This window comes from Variovorax sp. UMC13 (genome assembly GCF_014170375.1).
In the GTDB taxonomy this organism is placed as follows: Bacteria; Pseudomonadota; Gammaproteobacteria; order Burkholderiales; family Burkholderiaceae_C; genus Variovorax.
Genome location: NZ_LZZW01000043.1, coordinates 1 through 15,513 on the forward strand (window position 1 = coordinate 1; position 15,513 = coordinate 15,513).

Annotated in this window: 11 protein-coding genes; 6 read left to right on the plus strand and 5 right to left on the minus strand. The window is 70.9% G+C overall.

What is annotated here, in order from left to right; all coding sequences use genetic code 11:
- Positions 1-387: 387 nt before the first annotated feature.
- From A9977_RS33790 to nikE, 4 genes are read left to right on the plus strand one after another with little or no spacing between them, the layout of a single operon-like run.
- A complete protein-coding gene (locus A9977_RS33790; protein WP_183029289.1) occupies positions 388-2,034 on the plus strand; it encodes an ABC transporter substrate-binding protein in 1,647 nt (548 codons plus the stop codon).
- Positions 2,034-2,960, plus strand: a complete 927-nt coding sequence (locus A9977_RS33795) for an ABC transporter permease (RefSeq protein ID WP_259652266.1) — start codon at positions 2,034-2,036, stop codon at positions 2,958-2,960. The genes A9977_RS33790 and A9977_RS33795 overlap by 1 nt, the downstream gene beginning before the upstream one ends.
- The gene (locus tag A9977_RS33800; protein WP_183029290.1) at positions 2,957-3,835 is read left to right on the plus strand and encodes an ABC transporter permease; all 879 of its coding nucleotides are present in this window, start codon (positions 2,957-2,959) and stop codon (positions 3,833-3,835) included. The genes A9977_RS33795 and A9977_RS33800 overlap by 4 nt, the downstream gene beginning before the upstream one ends.
- Positions 3,832-5,544 (plus strand): ABC transporter ATP-binding protein, encoded by a 1,713-nt coding sequence (gene nikE / locus A9977_RS33805; RefSeq protein WP_183029291.1) that lies wholly within the window; start codon positions 3,832-3,834, stop codon positions 5,542-5,544. Before A9977_RS33800 ends, nikE begins: the two co-directional genes overlap by 4 nt.
- Before the next feature lie 7 nt (positions 5,545-5,551).
- Here the strand turns inward: nikE and A9977_RS33810 are convergent, their stop codons facing one another.
- Positions 5,552-6,946, minus strand: a complete 1,395-nt coding sequence (locus A9977_RS33810; protein WP_183029292.1) for an LLM class flavin-dependent oxidoreductase — start codon at positions 6,944-6,946, stop codon at positions 5,552-5,554.
- Between the two features lie 133 nt (positions 6,947-7,079).
- Positions 7,080-8,543 carry a S9 family peptidase gene (locus tag A9977_RS33815; protein ID WP_183029293.1) on the minus strand — a complete coding sequence of 488 codons (1,464 nt, stop codon included), beginning with the start codon at positions 8,541-8,543 and terminating at the stop codon, positions 7,080-7,082.
- A gap of 187 nt (positions 8,544-8,730) precedes the next feature.
- On the opposite strand from A9977_RS33815, the gene A9977_RS33820 reads away from it, so the two are divergent.
- Both A9977_RS33820 and A9977_RS33825 read left to right on the plus strand, forming a co-directional pair.
- The gene (locus tag A9977_RS33820; RefSeq protein WP_183029294.1) at positions 8,731-9,978 is read left to right on the plus strand and encodes a cation:proton antiporter; all 1,248 of its coding nucleotides are present in this window, start codon (positions 8,731-8,733) and stop codon (positions 9,976-9,978) included.
- 44 nt (positions 9,979-10,022) lie between these two features.
- Complete coding sequence (locus A9977_RS33825; protein ID WP_183029295.1) at positions 10,023-11,351, plus strand: NAD(P)/FAD-dependent oxidoreductase; 1,329 nt, start codon at positions 10,023-10,025, stop codon at positions 11,349-11,351.
- Between the two features lie 45 nt (positions 11,352-11,396).
- Here A9977_RS33825 and A9977_RS33830 read toward each other — a convergent pair whose 3' ends face one another.
- The 3 genes from A9977_RS33830 to A9977_RS33840 all read right to left on the minus strand — a co-directional run bounded on the left by A9977_RS33830 (position 11,397) and on the right by A9977_RS33840 (position 15,457).
- Positions 11,397-13,826: a TonB-dependent receptor gene (locus tag A9977_RS33830; protein WP_183029296.1), complete on the minus strand. Its 2,430-nt coding sequence runs from the start codon at positions 13,824-13,826 to the stop codon at positions 11,397-11,399.
- A 114-nt stretch (positions 13,827-13,940) separates the two neighbouring features.
- Positions 13,941-14,957, minus strand: coding sequence for a FecR domain-containing protein (locus A9977_RS33835; RefSeq protein ID WP_310936245.1), 1,017 nt, complete (start codon positions 14,955-14,957; stop codon positions 13,941-13,943).
- A complete protein-coding gene (locus tag A9977_RS33840) occupies positions 14,927-15,457 on the minus strand; it encodes a sigma-70 family RNA polymerase sigma factor (RefSeq protein WP_183029297.1) in 531 nt (176 codons plus the stop codon). The genes A9977_RS33835 and A9977_RS33840 overlap by 31 nt, the downstream gene beginning before the upstream one ends.
- Between the last annotated feature and the right edge of the window lie 56 nt (positions 15,458-15,513).

Below are 15,513 nucleotides of genomic sequence, written 5' to 3' on the forward strand. Positions count from 1 at the left end.
CACGCCGAAGGTGAGCTGGCCGCCGGAGCGCGGTGTCTCCGCCGCCGTCGCAGTGCCGAGGAAGAGCGCGCAGGCTGCGGCGAGGCCGAACGAAAAGCGAAGGCTGCGGCCGGGCGCACGGCCGGAGGCGAGGGGGAGAGACATCCTGGAGTCCTGGGTGAATGGCGCAGGGCACGGCATGCCGGCGCGGGGACTGCGCGCCGGGGGGCCGCCGCTTCCTCGCTGGGCAACTAAGCATCTGCCGAAGTCTTCGTTCCCGCGGCGCGCGGCAGCACGAAGAATCCGCAGGCCTCGCCCTTCGCGCGACCTCTTTTTCTTTCTTCTCCCAGCCGCGGCGGCCCGCATCCCACGATGCCGTGCCCTGCGCCATTCACCCAGGACTCCAGGATGTCTCTCCCCCTCGCCTCCGGCCGTGCGCCCGGCCGCAGCCTTCGCTTTTCGTTCGGCCTCGCCGCAGCCTGCGCGCTCTTCCTCGGCACTGCGACGGCGGCGGAGACACCGCGCTCCGGCGGCCAGCTCACCTTCGGCGTGACAACCGATCCGATCTGCTTCAACCCCCACCGCTCGACGCAGCAGAACTCCTACATCGTCATCCGCAACTACATCGACTCGCTGGTGGCCAAGGGCACGGGCGGCAGGTTCCTGCCCTGGCTGGCGCAGGAATGGTCGGTGTCGGCGGACGGCAAGACCTACAGCTTCAAGCTGCGGCCCAACGTGCTGTTCCACGACGGCAGCAAGCTCGATGCCGAGGCCGTGAAGTTCAACTTCGACTTCGTGCGCGACACCAAGAACACCAACGCGGCTGGCGAGCTGCTGAAGGCGGTCACCGCCGTGCAGGTGGTGTCGCCGACCGAGGTGCGGCTGCAGCTCGCGCGCCCGGACTCGGGCCTGCTCGAATCCATCGCCAGCGTGCGCCTGGGCCTGATCTCGCCCAAGGCGCTGCAGTCGGGCGACGGCCTGTGCGCGGGCGGCCCGGCGCTGGCCGGCACCGGCCCCTTTGTGTTCGAGAACTACACGCGCGGGCAGTCGGCTTCGTTCGTGAAGAACAAGGACTACGCCTGGGCACCGGGCTATGCCGCACACCCCGGCGCGGCCTACCTGGACCGGCTCACGGTGCGTTTCTTGCCCGAATACGCGGTGCGCGCGGGTGCGCTGTCCTCGGGCCAGGTGGACGTGATCGAAGGCGTGCAGCCGACCGACGTGGGCCTGTTCAAGGGCCGGCCGGGTTTCCAGTTCCTGGTCGGGCCCGCCGGTGCGCAGACCTCGTTCACGCTCAATGTGAACTACACCATCCCACCCGCGACCGACGTGCGCGTGCGCCGCGCGCTGCGTGACGGCGCCGACATCGGGGCGCTGGTCAACAGCGTCTATCGCGGCACCTACCGCCGCGCCTGGTCCAACATCGGGCCCGACAACCACTTCTACAACAAGGCGCTCGAGAACAGCTGGGGCAACGACGTGAAGGGCGCGAACCGCCTGCTCGACGAAGCCGGCTGGACTACGCGCGATGCCGAGGGCTACCGCACCAAGGACGGCCAGCGCCTGTCGATCGAGGTCGGCTACCCGCAGCCCTTCATCCGCGACAACCGCGAGGTGCTGATCCAGGGGCTGCAGGCGCAGCTGCGCAAGAACCTGGGCTTCGACCTGAAGCTGCGCTTCATCACCGGCGGCGAATGGGCGCAGCAACTGCAGAAGGGCAACTGGACCATCTACCCCAACACCTACCTGCCGGCCGACGCCGCGCAGGAGCTGCAGGGCAACATCGGCGAGAGCGGCTTCATCCACGCCGTGGCCGACCAGGGCGACAAGGAGCTGTTCCGCCTGATCAACGACGCCCTGGCTTCCACCAGCGCCGAAGGCAAGAAGAAGCTGGTCGAGGACGCGCAGCGCCGCGCGGTCGACCAGGGCATCATCGTGCCGCTGTTCTCGGCCAACTACCAGCTGGCGGCCAAGGCCGCCGTGCGCGGCCTGTCCTTCGAAACGCAGCTCGATTCGCCGTCCAACTTCCACGACGTCTGGCTGGACGCGAAGTGATGTCGTCGCTGTGGCGCCGCGCTGCCTCGCGCCTCGGCGCGAGCGTGGTGGTGGCCTGGGGCAGCACCACGGCGGCCTTCTTCGCGCTGCATGCGCTGCCGGGCAACATCGCGGACATCCTGGCCGGCGACCTGGACTACCCGGGCCTGCGCGAGGCGATTGCCGCCGAGTGGGGGCTCGACCGCAGCCTGCCGGCGCAGTACATCGATTTCCTGCGGCGCATCGCGTCAGGCGATTTCGGCACCTCCTACGAGTTGCGCACGCCGGTCGCCGATGTGGTGGCCTCGCAGCTCTGGCCCACGGTCCATCTCGCGGTGAGCGCCGGCATCCTGGCGCTGTTGATCGCGGTGGTGGTGGCGACGCTCACCTCCGGGCAGGGGCGCATCGCGCGCGCGGTCGCGTCCTTCGTCGAGCTGGTGTTCGCCTCGACCCCCGTGTTCTGGCTCGGCATCCTGCTGCTGATGGCCTTCTCGTTCACGCTGCAGTGGCTGCCGGTCTCCGGCGACCAGGGCTGGGCCTCGCTGGTGCTGCCGGCCATCACGCTGGCGCTGCCCACGGCCGGCCTGCTGACGCAGGTGCTGCGCGAGGCGATGGAGAAGACGCTCGACCAGCCCTTCGTGGTCACGGTGCGCGCCCGCGGGCTGACCGAATGGCGGGTGCGCGTGCGCCATGTGCTGCGCCATGCGGCGCTGCCGGTGATGACCCTGGGCGGCTGGCTCATCGGCGGCCTGCTGGGCGGGGCGGTGATCACCGAGAAGGTGTTCGGCCGGCCGGGCCTGGGCACCGTCACGCTCAACGCGGTGCTGAGCCACGACGTGCCGGTGGTGCTGGCCGTGGTGCTGCTCGCGGCCTTCATCCATGTGGCGGCATCGACGCTGCTGGACCTGCTCTACGTGCTGATCGATCCGAGGTTGAAAACGCCATGAATGCTTCTTCACAGGCGATCGCCGGGCCGGCCCCGGGCGGCACCGCCGAGGCCGCGCCGCGCCGGCAACGGCGCCTGCCCGTCGGGGCGTTGCTGTCGGCGCTGTTCGTGCTCGTGCTGCTGGTCGCGGCGGTCGCGCCGGGCTGGCTCACGCCGCACGATCCGCTGGAAGGCGACTTCCTCGCGGTGCTGCAGCCGCCGGGCGTCGAACATCCCTTCGGCACCGACCGGCTGGGCCGCGACGTGCTGGCGCGCACGCTGTACGGCGCGCGCTATTCGCTGGCCATCGGCCTGGGCAGCACCGCCATCTCGGTGTTCTTTGGCGTGTTGCTGGGCATGGCCGCAGGCCAGCGCAACCGGCTGCTCGACGAGGGCATCTCGCGCTTGCTCGACGTGATCTCGTCCTTCCCCGGCGTGCTGCTGGCGATGCTGGTGGTGATCTTCCTGGGCCAGGGCATGGCGAACATCGCGATGGCGGTGGGCATCGCCGGCATCCCGAAGTTCGGCCGCGTGGTGCGAGCCCAGACGCAGGTGGTGCGCAACGCGGACTACGTGACGCATGCCTACATCTACGGCAAGAGCCGCGCCCAGGTCTTCCTGCGCCATGTGCTGCCGAACGTGCTGGTGGCGGTGCCGGTGACCGCGACCATCTACGTCGGCTCGACCATCCTCGCGACCTCGGGCCTGAGCTTCCTCGGCCTGGGCCCGCAGCCGCCCACGCCTGAATGGGGCGTGATGCTGGCCGAGAGCCGCGACGTGCTGCGCGTGGCCTGGTGGCCGGGCGTCTTCCCCGGCGCCGCGATCACGCTGACTGTGATCGCGTTCACCGTGCTGGGGCACCATCTGCAGCGCCGCTTCGAAGGGCGGTCGGCATGAGCGCCGTTCTTGAACGACGCATCGATTCGCTGCCGGCGCCGCTGGTCGACATCGAAGGCCTGAGCATCCACTTCGACGGCCCCGAAGGCCGGCGCGCGGTGGTCGAGTCGGTCGACCTGTTGATCCGGCCGGGCGAGTGCGTGGCGCTGGTCGGCGAGTCGGGCTCGGGCAAGAGCGTGACCGCGCGCAGCCTGCTCGACCTGGCCGGCCCGGGCGCGCAGGTGTCGGCACGGCGCTTTTTGCTCGAAGGCGCCGACGCGCAGCGCTTCGACCAGGCCGCCTGGCGGCGCCAGCGCGGCACCTTCGCCGGGCTGGTGATGCAGGACGCGCTGGTGTCGCTGGACCCCTTGCGGTCCATCGGCCAGGAGGTCGGCGAGGTGCTCACGCACCACCGGCTGCTGCGCGGGCGCGGCGCCGTCGTGCAGCGCACGCTCGACACGCTGGCGCGCGTGGGCATCCCCGATCCGGAAGTGCGCATGCGGCAGTACGCCCACCAGCTGTCGGGCGGCCTGCGCCAGCGCGCGCTGATCGCCGCCGCCATCGCCGGCCAGCCGCGCCTGATCATCGCGGACGAGCCCACGACGGCGCTCGACGCCAGCATCCAGAAGCAGGTGATCGAGGTGCTGTCGCGCCGCGTGCGCGACGACGGCGTGGGCCTGCTGCTGATCAGCCACGACCTGTCGGTGGTGGCCGAGATCGCCGACCGCGTGCTCGTGATGCGCGCCGGCCGCGTGGTGGAGTCGGGCCCGACCGCCGAGGTGCTGTCGAGGCCGCGGCACCCGTACACGCGCCAGTTGATCGCGGCCGTGCCCTCGGCCTCGTCCAAGGGGAGCCGGCTCGCGTCGGCGCGCTTCGCGTCGTCGGCCACCGAGGGCCGCACGCAGCTCGTGCGCGACCCGCTGCCGCCGCGCGCGGTGACAGGCGGCGATGTGGTGATCGAGGTCGAGGGCATCGGCAAGCGCTTCGCGCGCGGCGGCCGGACCGCGTCCGCGCCCGACTTCGTGGCGCTGAGCGAGGTCTCCTTTTCCATCGGCGCGGGCGAGGTGCTCGGGCTGGTCGGCGAATCGGGCTCGGGCAAGTCGACCTGCGCGAAGATCGTGCTGGGGTTGCTCGAACCGGACGCGGGCCGGGTGCGGCTGCTGGGCCGAGCGTGGTCGGGGCAGTCCGAAGGCGCGCGTCGCGCGCTGCGGCCCAGGCTGCAGTACATCCCGCAGGACCCGCTGAGCAGCTTCGACCCGCGCTACACGGTGCGCGACGTGATCGCGGAGAACCTGGGCGGGCTGTCGGGCGCGGCGGCGTCGCGCCGCATCGCCGCGCTGCTCGAACAGGTCGGGCTCGGTGCCGCGGTGATCGACCGTTCGCCGCGCACCTTGTCGGGCGGCCAGCGGCAACGCGTCGCGATCGCGCGTGCCCTGGCGGCCGAACCCGCGCTGATCGTGTGCGACGAGCCCTTGTCGGCGCTGGACATCTCGATCCAGGCGCAGGTGGTCGACCTGATCGGCGAGCTGCAGTCGCGCCTGGGCACGGCGCTGCTGTTCATCTCGCACGACATCAACCTGGTGCACCACATCGCCGACCGCGTGCTGGTGCTCAATGAGGGCCGCATCGTCGAGCACGGGCCGGTGGACGAGGTGTTCCTGCGGCCGCAGCACGCCTACACGCGCGCGCTGCTCTCGGCGGTGCCCAGGCCGCTGGTGGCAGCGGCCTGAGCGGCGGTCAGTCGACCTGTGCCAGCGCGGGCTCCGCGCGGTGCAGGTCGGCCGGCGGCACATGGCCCGGGTGGCCCGGATACCCAGGAAGGGCGATGCCCAGGTGCTCGCGCAGCGTGCGGCCGCTGTACTCGGTGCGGAACAGGCCGCGCTTCTGCAGGATCGGCACCACGCCGTCGACGAAGTCCTGCAGCCCGTCGGGCAGCTGGTCGGGCATCAGGTTGAAGCCGTCGGCCGCGCCGCCCTTGAACCAGTGTTCGATGTCGTCGGCGATCTGCTCGGGCGTGCCGACGATCACGCGGTGGCCGCCGCCGCCCGCGAGCTCGCGCACCAGCTGGCGGACCGTGAGGCCGCCGCTGCGCGCGGCCGCCAGCGTGGCCTGGAAGAAGGTGTGGTTGCCGTTGCCGCCGGCGGGCAGCGCCAGGTCCTCGGGCAGGGTCTTGTCCAGCGCCAGCCGATCGGGCGTCACGCCCAGGATGCCGGCCAGCCGGGCCAGGCTGTAGTCCCAGGGAATCAGGTCGACCAGCGCATCGCGGCGCGCGCGGGCCTGGGCCTCGGTGGCGCCGATGATGGTGGTCAGGCCGGCCAGCACCTTGACGGCATGCGGGCCGCGGCCCAGCTCGGCCGCGCGGCGGTTCAGCGCCTGGCTGTAGGCCAGCGATTCCTCGAAGGACTGCGAGGCCGAGAACACCGCCTCGGCATGGCGCGAGGCCAGCTCGCGGCCGTCGGCCGAACCGCCGGCCTGGACCAGCACCGGGTGGCCCTGCGGCGTGCGCGGCAGCGTGGACGCACCGGCCACCCCGAAATGTTCGCCGCGGTGCGCGATGGGCCGCACCTTGGCGGGGTCGATGAAGCGGCCGCTGGCCTTGTCGCCGACGAAGGCGTCGTCGGCCCAGCTGTGCCACAGCGCCTTGACGACGTCGGTGAACTCGCTGGCGCGGCCGTAGCGTTGCGCATGGTCGGGCGCGGCATCGAGGCCGAAGTTGCGGGCCGAGGGCACGTCGGCCGTGGTCACCACGTTCCAGCCCGCGCGCCCGCCGCTCACATGGTCGAGCGTGGCGAAGCGGCGCGCGATGTTGAAGGGTTCGTTGTAGCTGGTCGAGGCGGTGCCGATCACGCCGATGTGGGTGGTGGCCGCGGCGATGCTGGCCAGCAGCACCGTGGGTTCGAGCGCGGTGATCGGACGGAAGTGGATCTGGTCGACGATGGCCGCGTTGTCGGCCAGGAACACCGCGTCGAGCTTGCCGGCCTCCGCGATCCGCGCCACGCGGATGTAGTGCTGCACGTCGGTGAAGGCGTGCGGGTCGCTCTCGGGCAGGCGCCAGGCCGAGGGCACGAAGCCCGAGTGCAGGATGTTGACGTTGAGATGGAGTTGGCGGGGCGGGGTGGGGGAGCGGCTCATCGGTGCTTCGGGAGAGGTGGAACCGACCCACTCTAGGAGTCCGTCGCCTGCGTCCGAAGGAAGATTTGTGCGTTTCGATATCCGTGCGGCAGATATCGAAACGGCCGCCCCCGCACGACGGGGGCCCTGCGCCCTATCGCACCGGGCAGCTCTGCCCGCTCTGCGCGATCAGGCCCCGCAGCTGGCCGGTACTGGCCGCGTCGTCGCCGCCGACGGTGTTGCGGGTGAAGGTGCAGCCGTAGGTCGGCTGCGCCACGGTGGTGGCCGTCAGCACGTCGTCGCCGGCGGGCTTCACGCCGTCGCGTTCCCACTTGACCATGGCGTCGAAGGCCTCGACCTGCTCGGCCACGGTGAAGTCGCAATGGGTGAGGCCGCGGATCGCGCGCTGCACCAGCCAGCCGTCGTTGCCCTTGGCCGCGACGCGCTTCTTGTAGATCTGCTCCATGCTGAAGGGCACGTAGAGATCGCCCAGCGTGTGCAGCGTCACCACGGGGATCCTGAACTCGCCGTTGGCGACCGGGATCCAGCGCAGGCCGTCGCGGCGCAGCCGGTTGGCATCGGGCTGGCCCGTGACCTGGAGCGCGGCGGCATTGAGCGCGGCCGAACCGGCGGTGTCGTTGTCGATGGTGTAGGTGAAGCGGCGGGTGTCGACGAGGTCCTTGTTGAGGATGCCGTTGACCGTGCCGTCGCGGCCGAACACGCCCCATACCGCGGAGAAGGAGCCGCCGTAGGCCAGGCTGAGGTCGAACAGCGGGCGCTCGCCGCCGGTGAGGTTCTTCAGCACCGACTTGTAGCGGTTGCCCAGCGCGGTGGTGCCGACCGGTGCCGTCGGGAACTGGGTGAACAGCGCCGTCGTGACCTGCGCCTGCACGTCGCCCCAGTTGCGGAACGGGTTCTTCGCCACGCCCGCGATCGCCTGGGCCGTGACCTGCGCGCCGGCGAAGTAGTCGAACAGCTCGGTGTCGCCCAGCACGCCGCACATGGGCACGGCACCGTTGTAGCGCACCTTGTTCCTCGCGGTGGCGAGGGCCTCGTCCTCGATGGCGGCCGCCGTGATGTGGCCGCCCATCGAATGGCCGGTGATGTAGGTGCGCGTCGGGCTGGCCAGCGTGCGGCCATTGGCGGCCGCGATCTGGTTGAAGGCCAGCGCCAGGGCGTTGGTGTCCTCCACGCCCACCCGCACGTCGTAGTAGTTCTTGCTGTAGCTCGAGGCGGCCCAGGCATAGCCGTTGGCGATCAGGTAGCGGCGGATCGACGGGTTGGTCACGGCGAGCGCATTGCCTTCGCCCGCGTAGCCATGGGCGTACATCACCAGCTTGCCGTTCCAGTTGGCCGGCACCTCGACGCGGTAGGCCGCGCCGCCCAGCACCCCGGCCCAGCGGCTGGTGGTGGCCGGGTCGACCGTGTCGCCCGCAGCCGTCATGGCGGCGAAGGTCTTGGCCGTCGGGTCGACCGGCGCGAAGCTGTTGCGGCTGTCCTGCGCGCGGGTTTCCTCGGGGGCGGACGCGGAATCGCCGCCGCCGCCGCAGGCGGCCAGGGCCAGAGGGGCGATCAGTGCGAGCAAGCGGAGCGGGCGGCGGGCGCGTTGGATCTTCATCGTGGGGTCTCCGGACGTGAGGGTGGGGCTGCGACGGCACAGCCTAGGGCGAGGGGTCGGGCGCACCCCCCGGGCTTTCCCGGGGAGTGCTATCGCCTGCGCGACAGCCCGGGCCGCCGCGGCCCGGCGCCCGCGGCGGCTGTCGCAGGGCCTAACATGCCGTCCTTCCATCGCTTCGGTTCATGTCATGTCGCTGACCCTCCTGCTCCTCCAACTGACCGTGATCCTGGCGGTGGCCCGCGCCTGCGGCCTGCTGCTGCGCGCCTTCGGCCAGCCGATGGTCATCGGCGAGATGGCCGCCGGCATCCTGCTCGGGCCGATCGTGTTCGGCGCGCTGTTCCCGCAGTGGCACGCCCAGCTGTTCCCGGCCGCTTCGCTGCCCGCGCTGTCCTCGCTGGCGATGGTGGGCGTGGTGCTGTTCATGTTCATCGTCGGCGCTGAACTGCGCGCGCCCGCGGGCATGGGCGCGCAGCTGCGCGCGGCCGGCTGGGTCGGGCTGTCGAGCATGGCGCTGCCGATGGTGCTGGGCCTGGCGATCGCGCCGATGCTGCACCACGCGCTGGCGCCCGCGGGCGTGGCCTTCTGGCCCTTCGCGCTGTTCATCGGCGTGGCGCTGTCGATCACCGCCTTTCCCGTTCTGGCGCGGATCCTCAAGGACCGCGGCATGACCCACACCCGGGTCGGCCAGCTCGCGCTCTCGGCGGCCGGCGTGGTGGATGCATTCGCCTGGGTGCTGCTGGCGCTGGTCGTGGCGCTGGCCAGCGCGGGCGGCGGCTGGTCGGCCTTCGTGCGCATCGCCTGCGGGCTGGCCGCGCTGGTGGCGGTGGTGTTCCTGGCGGTGCGGCCCCTGCTGGCCTGGGCGCTGCGCCGCTACGCGCCCGACGGCACGCCCACGCCGATGCTGCTGGCCGGCCTGATGATCGGGCTGTTTGCCTGCGCCATGGTCACCGAGTGGCTGCACCTGCACGCGGTGTTCGGCGCCTTCCTGTTCGGCATCAGCCTGCCGCGCGACAACCGCTTGCTGCATGCGTTGGTCGAGCGCCTCGAGCCGCTGTCGGTCATCGTGCTGATGCCCATCTTCTTCGCGCTGGCCGGGCTGGGCACGCACCCGGGCGCCTTCGCCAATGCCGGCCTCGGCGCGCTGGGCCTGATCCTGCTGGTGGCGACCGTGGGCAAGGTCGTCGGCGGCGCGGCCGGCGCGCGCGTCTGCGGCTACGACTGGCGCGAGAGCCTGTCGACCGGCGCGCTGATGAACTCGCGCGGGCTGATGGAGCTGATCGTGATCAAGGTCGGCCTCGACGCGGGCCTGATCGGCCCCGAACTGTTCACCATGCTGCTGGTGATGGCGCTGGCGACGACCGCGGCCACCGGGCCGCTGCTGACGCTGATCGAGCGGCGGCGCGGCGCGCCGGTCCGCGGGGTGGCGGGCCGCTAGGCGGCGTCACAATGCACGCATCGAATCAAAGGAGAGCGGACCCCATGGAAGCAAGCCAGGAATGCGACGTGCTGGTGATCGGCGGCGGACCCGCCGGCTCGACCATCGCCACGTTGCTCGCGCGCCAGGGCCGGCGCGTCGTGATGCTCGAGAAGGCGCACCATCCGCGCTTCCACATCGGCGAATCGCTGTTGCCCGGCAACGTCGAGCTGTTCGAGAAGCTGGGCGTGCGCGACCAGGTCGAGAAGATCGGCATGCCCAAGTTCGGCATCGAGTTCGTGCCGCCCGACCTGCCTTACCGCAGCTATGTGGATTTCTCCGAGGGCTGGAATCCGAAGCTCGATTCGGCCTGGCAGGTGCGGCGCTCGGAACTCGACGAACTGCTGTTCCGCAACGCGACGAAGGAGGGCGCGCTGACGCTCGAGGGCGCGCAGGTGCGCCAGGTCGATTTCGACGACGGCGGCGCCACGGTGCAGGCCGTGCTCGACGACGGCGCGCGCCGCAGCTGGCGCGCGAAGTTCGTGGTCGACGCGAGCGGGCGCGACACGCTGCTGGCCACCAAGCTGCAGTCCAAGAAGAAGAACACCGAGCACAACAGCACCGCGCTGTTCGGCCACTTCCGCGGCGCGCGCCGGCTCGAGGGCAAGCGCGAGGGCAACATCAGCATCTGCTGGTTCGAGCACGGCTGGTTCTGGTTCATCCCGCTGGCCGACGGCACGACCAGCGTGGGCGCGGTGTGCTGGGCCTACTACCTGAAGGCGCGCGACAAGCCGCTCAAGGATTACTTCCACGACACCATCGCGCTGTGCCCCGAGCTCGCCGACCGCTTGAAGGACGCGACCCTGGTCGACGATGCGGTGCACGCCACCGGCAACTTCAGCTACGCCAGCACCCACGCCACCGGCGAGCGCTACCTGATGGTGGGCGACGCCTTCACCTTCATCGACCCGATGTTCTCCTCGGGCGTGTTCCTCGCGATGCAGAGCGCCTTCGACGGTGCCGAGCTGGTGGCCACCGCGCTCGACCGGCCGGCCGAGCTGCCGGCCGCGCGCCGTGCGCTGGAAAAGCGCATGCGCGTCGGCCCGCGCGACTACTCGTGGTTCATCTACCGGGTCACGAACCCGACGATCCGCGACATGTTCATGCACCCCAACAACGCCTTCAACGCCAAGCAGGGCCTGATGTCGCTGCTGGCGGCCGACATCCACAACCAGGGGCCGGCCTACCGCCAGTCGCTGCGGATGTTCAAGCTGATCTACTACTTCGTGTCGCTGATCCATCCGCGCCGCACCATCGCCGGCTGGAAGCGGCGCGCCGGCAACATCCGCGACTACGGCGCGCTCAAGGGCGAGACGATCCAGACCTCGGAATGACATGAGCGGGCACGGGTGGGCGTGCGCGCCCACCCGTGCGGTGCCTCAGAACCTTCCACGCAGCGACAGCATCACGCTGCGCGGTTCACCGTAGAAGTTGGAGCCGTAGGCGGCCCAGACGCGCTGGTAGTAGACCTTGTCGAACAGGTTGTCGATGGTCAAGGTGGCTTCCAGCTGGGGGTTGAAGCGGTAGCCGACCTGCACCGACGCCACGCCGTAGGGCTTCTGTTCGAACTTCACGTCGCCCGCCAGGCGGTAGGTGCTGCTCACGCTGCGCAGGCCGCCGCCGATGCTGAAGCCGTGCAGCGCGGAGTCGGCATCGAAGCGGTACCTGGTCCAGACGTTGAGCGTGTGGCGCGGCGCGATGTAGGTGTAGAGCTGCTGCTTCTGCTCGTCGGTGCCTTCCAGCGTCTTCGTGCGGGTGTAGGCATAGCCCGCGCTCAGGTCCCAGCCGCGTGCCAGGCGCCCGGTGATCTCCGTCTCGAGCCCCTCGCTGCGCATCTTGCCGCCGGCGATCGAGAACAGCAGGTTGTCGGGGTCCGTCATGGCGCGGTTGACGTCTTCCATGCGGAACAGGGCCACGTGCGCATTGGCCTGCTTGTCGAACAGCTCGGCCTTGAGGCCGATCTCGGCCTGCCTGCCGGTGCGGGGGCGCAGCACCTGGCCCGCAATGTCGGTCGCGGTCTGCGGCGAGAAGATGCTGGAATAGCTGGCATAGGCCGAGGTGCTGTCCGTCAGCGCATAGACCAGCGCCGCGAAGGGCGTGAACTTGCGGTCGATGCTGGCGCGCGTGTCGCTGAACTGGTTGAAGTAGGCGTTGCGGTTCTGCGCCTTGTTCTCCCACCAGCTCAGGCGGCCGCCGAGCACCACCGAGAGCCGGTCGCCGGCCTTGAGGTTGGCGCGGGCGTAGGTGCCGTACTGCACGGTCCGGCTGTCGTTGCCGTTGGCGAAGCTGTAGCCCGGCTCGGGCACTTCGTTGTCGGGCTGGTAGGCATTGATGTAGGCCCCGTCGCCGCCGCCGTACTGGAAGACCTTGCGGATGCTGCGGTAGTCCGCGCCGAAGGTGAGCTCGTGCGTGCGGCCGAGGGCCGTGAAGGGCGTGCTCACGAAGGCATCGGCGCCATGGGTCTTCCAGTGGCTGCGGTACATCCAGCTGACCAGGCAGCTGTCGCCCGTCGCCGGATCGACCGCGCAGTCGGACCAGCCGAACTTGCGCGTCGGCTCGTCCTGCTCGCGGTACACCAGGCTCAGCTTGGCGCGCCCGCCGTTGGCCAGGCGGTGGTCGATCTCGCCGAAGTACTCCTTCACGTCCTCCGTGATGTGGTTCCAGCTCGGGTCGAGGTTGGTCGAACGTGGCACGTCGAGAAAGCGTCCGTCGACATAGGCCGGCAGGCCGAAGGCCGGACGCCCCTTGTACTGTTGACGGGTGATGCCGCCGGTGAGCGTGGTGTCGGGCGTGAGGTCGACGGCGACCGTACCGTAGAGCAGCGGCTTGCGCGAGCCGACGTTGTCGACGAAGGAGCGCTGGTCCTGGTAGGCGCCGACCAGCCGGCCGCGCACACGACCGGTCGCGTCCAGCGCGCCGGTCACGTCGACCTGTGCCTCGTAGCGGTCCCACGAGCCTGCGCCGAGTTCATAGTTCAGCGCGAAATCCTTCTGGGCGCGTTTGCGCACGAGGTTGATGCTGCCGCCCGGATCGCCGCCGCCCTGGAACAGGCCGGCCGGCCCGCGCAGCACCTCGACACGGTCGTAGATGGCCAGGCCGAAGCCGGTCGACAGGTCGTTGCCGGTGCTGGCCGGCGTGGAGACGCCGTCGATCTGCACGGTGTCGATGGCATGGCCGCGCGCGTAGAAGTTGCCATGGTTGCCGCCCGTGCTCGAGGTCTCGACCGAGATGCCGGTGACCGTGCGCATCGCGTCGTTGAGGCTGCCGATGTTGCGATCGTCCAGCTGCTGGCGTGTGAGCACCGAGACCGACTGCGGAATGTCGCGCACGCTTTGCACTTGCTTGCCGAGGGTCAGCGCGCGCGCGGCATAGGAGCCCGTGCCTTCGGAGACCGCGTCGCGCTCGCCCTCGGCGGTGACCAGCACTTCGTCGAGGGTCCGGTTTTCGGCGGGCGCGGCTGCGCTGGCCGCCGCCGTGGTGGCCCGCCGCACCGACCAGTTGCCGCTGTCGGTGCGCGTGAGTTCGAGTCCGCTGCCCGCGAGCGCGGCGCGCGCGGCCTGCTGCGTCGTGAGGCTGCCGCGCACGGCGGGCGCCGTCAGGCCGCGTACCAGCGCCGCATCGATGCTGATCTGCTGGCCGCTGGTGCCGGCGATGCGCGCCAGCGCACTGCCCAGCGGCTGGGCGGGCAGGTCATAGGCGTGGGCCACGGGGGCGGGCGCCGGGGTCTGGGCCTGTGCTTGCAGGTTGCCGATCAGGGCGGCGGCGGCCAGCGCCAGCAGGGCCGGGCGCGAAGGGAAAAGGGCGGGCATGAAGTCCTCGGGAAAGAGCGGATGTCGAAGGGGTCCCGAGGCTTGTCGTTCGAGTTTGAAAAAGTGTTCAATTTCTTGCGCGTCGCCGGAGGGCGCCGGCCGCGTCGCAGCGCGTCAGCTGCGTTCGATGAGCACCAGCCAGCCGCGCTGGAAGATGCGGATCCGCACCGGCAGCGTCTCGCCGAGCGCGGTCAGGGCGCGGTCGGTGTCGTCGAGTGCATAGGTGCCGTACACGCGCAGTGCGGCGGCTTCGGGCGTGATGCGCACGAAGCCGCTGCGGTAGGCGCGCAAGGTGTCCACCACCTCGCCCAGCGTCTGGTCGTGCGCTTCGAGCATGCCCCGCCGCCAGGCGGCACTGGCCGCCGGGGCTTCGTCGGTGAACGTGATGCCCCGGGCGTCGAAGCGCGCGCTGCGGCCCTCGGCCAGCGTCTCGCGCCGGCCTTGCGCGGTCCGGATCTCGACGCTGTGCTCCAGCATGCCGACCTGGCTGTGTGCGGCGTCGAGCCGGACGACGAAGCCGGTGCCCAGCGCGCGCAGCGTGCCATGCACCGTGCGCACGATGAAGGGCGCGTCCTCACCGGGGCGTACCGACGCAGCCTGCGCGATCAACGCGCCCTGGCGCAGGGTCACGGTGCGGTGGCCGGCGCGGAAGTCCAGGTCGACCGCGGAGCGCGCATCGAGCGTGAGCCGGCTGCCGTCGGGCAGTGCGAGCTCGCGCCGCTCGCCCGTGCCGGTGCGCAGGTCGGCCGTCAGCTGCGCAAGGGGCAGCTGGCGCTCGGCGACCAGCGCCGCACCGGCCGCGAGGCCGCCCAGCCCGAGCGCACCGCGCAGCAGCCGGCGGCGTTGACGGGTGCGGGCATCCTGCCGGGCGAGCACCTCGCCCAGCAGGGCGCCCGGCGCATCGGCCGCGGCCCCGCGCGCCGGTGCCAGCGTGCCGACGAGCGCGCCGCTCAATTGCTGCCAGGCCTGCCGGTGATGGGGGCTGGCGAGCAGCCAGGCATCGAAGTCGCGCCGTTCGGCGGCCGTGGTGTCGCCCGAATGCAGCGCGACCATCCAGCGCACCGCCGCCTGGGTGGCGGCGTCGAGTTCGAGCGCCACGTTCACACGCTGGCCGTGACGCGTGCCGTGCACGCGAGGCCCGCCTGCTGGCGTGCCATGGCCATGGCGATGCGCCCGAAGGCATCGGCCATGTGGCGGCGCACCGTGCTGTGCGAGATGCCGAGTTCGGCCGCGATCGCGTGGTAGCCCAGGCCGTCGAGCTGGCTCAGCAGGAAGGCCTGGTGCGCCTTGAGCGCGAGGCCGTCGAGGGCCTGCGCGATGTGCTCGAGCGTCTCGATCAGTACGGCGCGCTCCTCGGGCGAGGGGGCCGTCTCCTCGGGGCGCAGGGCCAGCGTGTCCAGGTAGGCGCGCTCCAGCTCGCGTCGGCGCCAGAACGAGAACAGCAGGCGTTTCGCGATGGTGGTGAGAAAGGCGCGCGGCTCCTGGACCGCGTCGAGGTCCCGCTGGCCGACCATCCGCACGAAGGTCTCGGAAGCCAGGTCCTGGGCGTCGGCGACATTGCCCAGGCGGGCCTGCAGTCGGCCGGTCAGCCACGCATGGTGGTCCGAGAACAGCTGTTGCACGAGGTGCATGGAATCGGATGCAGGGCGAGAGGCGGACATTGGCGGCGATTGTAGTTATTCAATGA